The sequence below is a fragment of the Tropicimonas aquimaris genome (genome assembly GCF_042676185.1).
GTDB lineage: Bacteria > Pseudomonadota > Alphaproteobacteria > Rhodobacterales > Rhodobacteraceae > Tropicimonas > Tropicimonas aquimaris.
On record NZ_JBHTJT010000050.1, the window covers coordinates 135078 to 142532 of the forward strand.

5 protein-coding genes are annotated in these 7455 nt (G+C 63.9%); 3 read left to right on the forward strand and 2 right to left on the reverse strand.

What is annotated here, in order from left to right; translation table 11 throughout:
* Window position 1: 1 nt before the first annotated feature.
* Complete coding sequence (locus ACFQ2S_RS21040) at window positions 2-1006, forward strand: hypothetical protein (RefSeq protein ID WP_386077612.1); 1005 nt, start codon at window positions 2-4, stop codon at window positions 1004-1006.
* Entirely contained in the window at window positions 1006-2103 is a 1098-nt protein-coding gene (locus tag ACFQ2S_RS21045; protein WP_386077644.1) for a flagellar basal body P-ring protein FlgI, read from the forward strand. Before ACFQ2S_RS21040 ends, ACFQ2S_RS21045 begins: the two co-directional genes overlap by 1 nt.
* A gap of 304 nt (window positions 2104-2407) precedes the next feature.
* Here ACFQ2S_RS21045 and ACFQ2S_RS21050 read toward each other — a convergent pair whose 3' ends face one another.
* Window positions 2408-4306, reverse strand: coding sequence for an acyl-CoA synthetase (locus ACFQ2S_RS21050; protein WP_386077614.1), 1899 nt, complete (start codon window positions 4304-4306; stop codon window positions 2408-2410).
* Between the two features lie 141 nt (window positions 4307-4447).
* The gene (locus ACFQ2S_RS21055) at window positions 4448-6241 is read right to left on the reverse strand and encodes an ABC transporter transmembrane domain-containing protein (protein ID WP_386077616.1); all 1794 of its coding nucleotides are present in this window, start codon (window positions 6239-6241) and stop codon (window positions 4448-4450) included.
* A 222-nt stretch (window positions 6242-6463) separates the two neighbouring features.
* Between ACFQ2S_RS21055 and ACFQ2S_RS21060 the strand changes: the two genes are divergently transcribed.
* A complete protein-coding gene (locus ACFQ2S_RS21060) occupies window positions 6464-7384 on the forward strand; it encodes a sugar kinase (RefSeq protein ID WP_386077619.1) in 921 nt (306 codons plus the stop codon).
* The last annotated feature ends 71 nt before the right edge of the window (window positions 7385-7455 follow it).

Here is a 7455-nt window from a genome sequence, read left to right on the forward strand (position 1 = left end):
AATGGCTGTGAACACCTTAGGCGACCTCGCGATGAGCTACATCTTCAGAAGCAGGAACGCCCAGCTCAAGTCGGACATGGTCCGCCTCTCCACGGAGCTTTCCACTGGCCAGACGGCATCGGTTTCGAATGCCGTGAACGCAAATTTCGGGCCTGTCTCGGCCATGGAACACTCCCTGTCGCAACTTGAGGCCTATCGGCAATCGATGAGCGAGTCGGCCGACTTTGCCGGTGCAATGCAATCTTCGCTTGAGGCGATACGTCAATCGGCCCTGTCTCTGTCGACCGACCTGTTGACCTCCGGCACCACGGTCAGCGCTGTTCACTTCGACACGTTGGGCACCTCCGCCACTCAGGCCTTTCATGCGTCGGTGAGCCAACTGAACACAAGCTTCGGCGGCAGGGCATTGTTCTCGGGCGCCGCAACCGACCGCGCCCCACTTGCCGACAGTCACGCGATCCTGTCCGCTCTCGGTTCGGCAGTCGCTTCGGAGACCACCGCGTCCGGAGTGAAGGCTATCGTCGACGCCTGGTTCGCCCCGGGAGGCGGGTTCGACTCGGGTGCTTATGCCGGCTCGACGGCACCACTCGCACCGATGCAGGCTGGCGCTCACCGCGATGTCGACCTCAATGTCACCGCCGCCGACTCGGCCATCCGTGATACTCTACGTGGCCTCGCATTGTCCGCCCTGATGTCCAGCCAGCCACTTTCGGACATGCCATCCGAACAAGCCGTCATGGCCAAGATGGCGGGCGATCTGCTGCTTCAGACGACCAACGACCTGTTACAGACTCAGGCAATCGTCGGTGTCGCAGAGGAAACGCTCGAGAATGCCCGAATCAACAACGCAAGCGAGATCGCTGCGCTGGAACTCAGCCTCGCCGAACTGCTGTCTGTGGATGTCTACGAAAGCGCTACCAAGCTGGAACAGGCCGAAAGCAGCCTTGAATTGTTCTATGCGCTGACAGCCCGCAGTGCTCGGCTGAACCTCGCGGATTACCTTTGATTCTACGCTGTCTCGTTGTTTTCTTCGCCATCCTCGCCACTCCGCTCACTGCGGGCCCGGTACGGATCAAGGATCTTGTTGAATTCGATGGCGTGCGTGGCAACGACCTCGTCGGATACGGCCTCGTCGTCGGATTGCATGGCACAGGCGACGGACTGCGCAACTCGCCGTTCACCGAAGAGATAATGGCAAACATGCTCGAACGCCTGGGCGTGAACGTCGCTGGGGAACAGTTTCGCCCCAAAAACGTCGCCGCGGTCTTTGTTACGGCGACATTGCCCGCCTTCGCGCGCTCGGGGAGCAGAATTGACGTCTCGGTCTCCGCGATCGGCGACGCAAAGAGCCTGATGGGCGGCACGCTGATCATGACCCCCCTCACAGCTGCGGATGGCCAGATCTATGCCGTCAGCCAGGGAACGGTGATCGCCGGCGGGGTACAGGCCGAAGGCGATGGCGCGAATGTGGTGTCCGGCGTACCGACGGCGGGCGTGATTCCTGCCGGCGCCCGCGTGGAGCGCGAAATCGACTTCGATTTTTCGGGCCTGACGACAATGCGTCTCTCGTTGCGGGATCCCGACTTCACGACGGCGCAGCGCATCGAGAACGTGATAAACGGAGCTTTCGGACGTGTCGTCTCGCGCATGCTCGATGCAGGCACGATCGAACTCGACATTAACGCAACGCGGGCCGGCTCTCCGGCCCGGGCGATCAGCCAGTTGGAAAACCTGCGGGTCGAGCCCGAACGCCGGGCCCGGGTGGTGGTCGACCAACGGTCGGGAACAATCGTGATGGGTGACGATGTCAGGATCTCTCGCGTGGCAGTGTCTCAGGGCAACCTGACACTCCGCATCGAGGAAAGCCCTGTCGCCGCGCAACCGAACCCGTTTGCCGAGGGGGAAAGTCTGGTCCTTCCGAGAACCAACGCGGAGATCGTGGAGGAGCCGGGTATCGGGCTCGCCGAAGTATCGGGTGGCACCTCGCTCGCGGAGGTTGTGGCGGGGCTCAACGCGCTCGGCGTCGCGCCAAGGGATCTGATCGACATTCTGACCAGCATCAAGGCTGCCGGCGCTCTCCATGCGGAGTTCATCGTCCACTAGCAGAATCAGGAACCACCCACGCAAGAACGTGCCATTGGCAAGGTGAGAATTATTCTCGCGATTGGCGCGCGGCGGTGCCGGCGACCCGCTGCAGATCACTCGAAAAGGCGCGTGATGATGGAGGTAGATTTCAAGGCTTCCCCCGCCTCTGCGCGAAGCCGAGATCGACCATCTCGCCAAAGCGGCCAGCGTGGCTTTTTAAACCAGACGAAATCGTACCTCCCGCAATTGCAACTTTCAGCATCCCCGCGGCCGCGAAGACGGCCACGGGATCGGCTAAGGCAGGCATTTGCTGAAGTAAGGATCAATCGTTGTCCCGGACGTGCCACTCCCAGGGCTGCGAAAAGTTGCCGAGGAGGTGCGTCACGGCCTCATCATCGACCTCGCCCTGACGTTCAACAAGAGCGAGGAGACCCCGTCGTTTGTCTTCCTGAACCCTGACCACGGCGGCCGCGATTTTGGCTTCCCTGAGCGCCCCGTTGAAAACCCTTGCGATGGCCATCTTGCGCAGTTCAGGTTTGAAGACCTTGCCGACCGCCGTCTTGGGCAGCTCCGGTAGGATCTCAAGGTACTTGGGGATGGCGGCGCGCTCGGTGATCCGGGGCCGGATGAACTCCATCAACTCGTCTTCCGTGACCTTCGCGTCCTGAACAAGCTCCACATAGGCGCAGGGCAGTTCGCCCGCGAAACTGTCCGGTTGCCCGATGGCGCCCGCGAACGCCACGGCGGGATGCCCGGCCAGGGCCTCCTCGATCACCGCCGGATCGATGTTGTGCCCGCCACGAATGATGAGGTCCTTCGCACGCCCCGTAATCCAGAGGTAGCCATCCGCATCGATCCGACCGAGATCGCCGGTACGGAGGTATACGTCGTGATGGAACAGATCGTGGTTCTTGTCGGCTTCGGTGTATGTCGAGCCCGCATAGACGCCGGGGTTGTCGATACAGATCTCGCCGACCTCGTCGGTGGCGCATTCGCGCGGGCCGTCCGGCGTGTGCTGCAGGATCTTGACGTCGGTATGCGGGAAGGGGATCCCAACCGACCCGATCTTCTTGTTTCCCTCGACAGGGTTGATCGAAACGAGGCAGGTCGCTTCGGTCAGACCGTAACCCTCGATGATCTCGACCCCTGTCGCGCGTTCGAACCGGTTGTAGAGTTCGACCGGCAGGGGCGCCGACCCGGAGAACGCCTTTTCCAGCGTGGAGACATCGGCATTCACCGGCCGCTGCATCAGCGCCGCGAAAGCCGTCGGCACACCGATCATGAAGGTGACCTTCCAGCGCTCCACGAGCTTCCAGAAATTGTCGAAGACACCGTCGCCCCGATAGCCCTGAGGCGTCGGAAACACCACGTGCGCGCCCGAGGCGATCATCGACATCAGGATCGGATGCACCGCGAAAACGTGGAACAGCGGCAACGGACAGAGCACGTTGTCCTGGTTGCTGAACAGCAGGCGGTTCCCGAGCCAGCCGTTGTAGATCATCCCCGAATAGAGATGTTGCGCGACCTTCGGCATGCCGGTGGTGCCGCCGGTGTGGAAATAGGCCGCCACCCGGTCGCCAGTGCTGTCCGCGAATGTCAGGCGATCGGCCGGCTGTTCGGCCATCGCCTCGTTGAAGTCCCGGATCCGCGCCGTGTGCTCGACGGTCATCTTCGGGCGAAGGAACGGCACGATCCATTTCTTGAGCCCAGTGAGGTAGCGCAGCAGGTCCACCTCGAGCACATGCTTGACGTTGGGCGCGTGATCCACGGCCTCGGCGGCCTTTTGCGCGACGTCGGATTTCGGGAAGGCCTTCAGCGTCACCAGGACCTTCGCGTTGGTCTCCCGCAGGATCGCGGAGATCTGGTCCGGCTCGAGGAGCGGGTTGATCGGGTTCACGATACCGGCAACCATCCCGCCGAGCAGGGTAAAGACCGTTTCGCTGCAGTTCGGCAGCAGGAAGGCGACGACATCCCCTTCGCCGACCCCGAGCGACCGGAACAGGTTGGCCGCCTGGGCGGTCCTCGCGTGAAGCTCCGACCAAGTGAAGGTTTCAGCAGGAGCGCCCGGATGTGACAGCAGCTGGAACGAGACAGCCGGCCGACTGCCGTGATTGTCCCGCGCAGCGCTCAGGAATTGGTACATGGTGGTCGGAACATCGCGTTCCTCCCACGGCATCTCGTTGTCGATCGCATCGCGATCGGCGACGGTCGCAAAGCTCATCCGGTGTCCTCCCTCGTCGTGCCAACTCCCGCACGTCCTGTGAATTGGGGCGATTGAACTATCCGCCGCAAGTCTGACGCTGCGCAACGGGAATTGTGCCCCTGCGTCACGCAACAGCCCCGTCCAACACTGTCGGCGACGCTACTCCGCCGCAAGACCGTCCGTGAACTGGAGGCGCGCGAGCCTTGCGTAGAGCCCGCCTTCGGCCACCAGGGAGTCGTGCGTGCCTTCGGCCACAATCCGCCCGCCGTCGAAGACGAGTATGCGGTCAGCCTGTTTCACCGTCGCCAGCCTGTGCGCCACGATGATCGTCGTGCGCCCCTCGCTGAGCGCGGAGACCGCCTGCTGCACGGCGCGCTCGCTCTCGGCATCGAGCGCCGAGGTCGCCTCGTCAAGCAGCAGCACCGGGGCGTCACGCAGGATCGCACGGGCGATCGCGATCCGTTGTTTCTGCCCGCCCGAGAGCATAACGCCGCGCTCACCGACGTAGCTGTCGTAGCCATCGGGCAGCGCCGAGATGAACCCGTCCGCCGCGGCGGCCCTGGCGGCCGCCTCGACCTCCGCATCGCTGGCCTCGGGACGGCCGAAGCGGATGTTCTCGCGCGCGGTGTCGGCGAAGATGACGGGATCCTGCGGCACCAGGGCAAGCGCCCTGCGGAAAGTGGCGCGTTCCATCTCCCGCAGCGGCACCCCATCCAGGCGGATCTCGCCGAAGCTTGGATCGTAGAAGCGCAGCAGGAGTTGCAGAACGGTTGATTTGCCGGCACCGGATGGACCCACCAGCGCGATCTGCTCTCCGGGCGACACGGTGAAGCTGACCCCGTTCAACGCGGCGTCCGCCGGGCGGCTCGGGTAGTGGAAATCGACATTGTCGAAGGCGATACGACCGGTCACCGGCGCCGGGAGCGCCCGCGGCGTCTCGGGATCGGTCACCGCGTCCTCGGCGTCCAGCAGTTCCACCAAGCGCTCCGTCGCCCCCGCAGCGCGCTGCAGCTCGCCCCAGATCTCGGAGAGCGCGGCCACGGAACCGGCCATGATGCCTGCGTAGATCAGGAATTGCACCAATTCGCCCGCGGTCATCACATCGGCCCGCACATCGCGCGCGCCGATCCAGAGGACGCCGAGAATGCCGGAGAACACCACGAATATGATGATAATCGTGAGCAGCGCCCTGACCGTGATGCGGGTCTTCGCCGAGCGGTAGCTGGCCTCTGTCATCTCGGCAAACTGGCTCCGGCTGGCGGCTTCGTGCGAGTAGGCCTGTACCGTCTGCGCTGCCTGCAGCGCCTCGGAGGCATTGCCGGAGCTTTTCGCGATCCAGTCCTGGTTCTGCCGGCTCAGGGCGCGAAGGCGGCGACCAAGCGCCAGGATCGGCACGATCACGATGGGCACGATTGCGAGCACCATCACCGTTAGCTTGACCGACGTGAAGAACATCATGGCGAGGCCGCCAAGGAACATGAGCGTGTTGCGGAGGAACCAGCTCACCGACGAGCCGATGACCGAGAGGATCAGGGTGGTGTCAGTCGTGATGCGGCTGATGACCTCGCCGGTCATCAGATTCTCGAAATAGGCCGGGCTCATGCCGATCATCCGGCTGAAGACGGCCTCGCGGATATCGGCCACGACCCGTTCGCCCAGCCGGGTCACCACGTAGTAGCGCAGCCCGGTTCCGAGCGCGAAGACGGCGGCGATGCCTATCGCGGCGAGAAAATAGCGGTCGAGCAGGTGAACCGCGCCGTCACCGAACCCGTCCACCACTCGCCGCGCGGCAATCGGCAGAAGCAACGAGACCGTCGCGGTGAGGGTCAGCGCGAAGCCGGCAAGGATCACGTAGCCACGATAGGGTGCAAGGAAGGGGAAGAGAGATCGCAATGAGCCGACGCGCTTCGACTTCGCGCGTTCGCCTTCGCCGTCCTGTCCAGTTTTCGCCATGCTCGCCCCCTCTTTCGCAGCCGTGCAATACCGGCCCGAGAGAAGCGCGGCAACCAGATCGACGGCCCAAGGGCTGCGACACTCCGGGCGTCAAGGCGGAATCGCCAATGCAGGGGCCTGCCGCAATTTGTCCCGCTAGCATATCAGTGCACAATACGTTACTGTCTTGTCAGCCTCCCGACCCTTGCGGGACAAACCTTCATTCGATCAGCGAGACCCGACATGACCACAGACATCCTTTGCCTCGGCGAACCCATGCTGGAATTCAACCAGCAGCCTGACGGGATGTACAAACCTGGGCACGGTGGCGACACCTCCAACGCCGCTTGCGCCGCTGCTCGGCAGGGGGTCAAGGCCGGCTATTTCACGCTGCTCGGAAACGACACATTCGGCAAAGGGTTCATCGATCTCTGGGCCGCCGAGGGCGTCGACGCCTCGAGCGTCAAGCAGATCTCCACGGCGCCGACGGCCGTCTACTTCGTGACCCACGGGGCGGACGGGCACGAGTTCAGCTATTTCCGGGCCGGGTCCGCGGCTAGCACCATGTCCCCGGCCGACCTGCCGGTCGAAGCGCTCCGCTCGACGAAGATCCTCCACGTCTCGGGCATCAGCCAGGCGATTTCCGCCTCGGCAGCCGACGCCGTCTTCGAGGCCATCGACATCACTAAGGCCGCGGGCGGTCTGGTATCTTACGACACCAACCTGCGGCTGAAACTCTGGCCGCTCGACCGCGCTCGGGCAGTGATCCACGCAGGCGTCGCCAAATGCGACATCGCCCTGCCCGGCCTGGACGATGCCATCCACCTGACCGGTCTCGAAGAGCCCGAGGCGATCGTCGACTTCTACCTCGGCCTGGGCGCCAAGGTCGTGGCCCTGACTCTCGGTGCCCGCGGCACCATGGTTGCAACCCCCGAGCGCCGCGAACTGATCGCAGGTCGCAAGGTGAAGCCGGTCGACGCCACTGGCGCCGGCGACACGTTCGACGGCACCTTCCTCGCCCGGACCGTCCTCGGCGACGACCCCTTCGCCGCCGCCCGCTATGCCAACGCGGCCGCTGCGCTCTCGACGCAGGGGTTCGGTGCGGTGGAACCGATGCCGCGCCGCGCCGACGTGGAAGCCTTCCTCGCCGCCGGCGACGCCTGATCCGCTGGAGTGCCCCATCTGAACTGGTCCACCGTTATGTTTAGGAAACGGAGGACAGAGAATGGCGAACA

Bases quoted from the DNA above. Each gene is read 5' to 3' on its own strand.
- ACFQ2S_RS21040 (WP_386077612.1), top strand. From the start codon at position 2: ATGGCTGTGAACACCTTAGGCGACCTCGCGATGAGCTACATCTTCAGA.
- ACFQ2S_RS21050 (WP_386077614.1), bottom strand. From the start codon at position 4,306: ATGAGCTTTGCGACCGTCGCCGATCGCGATGCGATCGACAACGAGATG.
- ACFQ2S_RS21055 (WP_386077616.1), bottom strand. From the start codon at position 6,241: ATGGCGAAAACTGGACAGGACGGCGAAGGCGAACGCGCGAAGTCGAAG.
- ACFQ2S_RS21060 (WP_386077619.1), top strand. From the start codon at position 6,464: ATGACCACAGACATCCTTTGCCTCGGCGAACCCATGCTGGAATTCAAC.